Here is a 633-nt window from a genome sequence, read left to right as displayed (position 1 = left end):
CAACGGGAGTGGGGCCCGGATTGTAGAAGGGTGTGCGGTCAGGGCGGATTCACGAGGAAAACGGCGCGGGCGGCTTTCTGCCGGTGTTCGGTGCAGAAGGCCTGCACAGCCGCCTCCAGGCTCGGGTAGGTCACCGAACTGCCCTTTGCCTGCAGCAGCCATCCTTGCAGGCCCGGGCCGTCCTGCCTCTCGAGCAGAGCCCACGGGCTGGAGGACTGCGTCGAGGAACCTGTCAATGCCACACGACGGGTCGATTTCGCGTTCTCTTCGAGCCGTCGGAATGAATCGGGCGCGGCGCCGGGCGGGAACCGGCGTGCGTGCAGCAGGCCTTTGCCCGGGCGCTGCGAGTTGCTGAAGGACAGTTCGATCTCCTGCAGCGTTGCAGCCACCCCGGCCTCCTGGATGAAGCGTTCGTCCACGCCGGCACCGGGCCCATTGGTCAACCAGAGCATCGCCGAGGCCGGTGCACGGCTGCGCTCTTCAATTGCCGGAAGCCGGGTGTCGTCATCTCGCTCCACCCACGCCTTCAGCGCGTCGGCGCGGATGAGCGCCACCTGCTGGCCGTCCAGATCGCAATGGAAATTCCCTTTCGAATCGCCCGACCAGGTCTTGCCGGGAAACTTGCCGTGCAGC

Annotated in this window: 1 protein-coding gene; it reads right to left on the bottom strand. The window is 66.4% G+C overall.

Annotated elements, in window-relative coordinates; all coding sequences use genetic code 11:
• Nucleotides 1-38: 38 nt before the first annotated feature.
• Nucleotides 39-633 (bottom strand): hypothetical protein (locus AC1D01_RS37715; protein ID WP_477875071.1); only part of this gene is annotated, 595 nt, incomplete at its 5' end.

The sequence above is a fragment of the Rhizobacter sp. P3_B12 genome, assembly GCF_056402895.1.
This window is presented reverse-complemented; position numbering and strand designations above follow the sequence as displayed.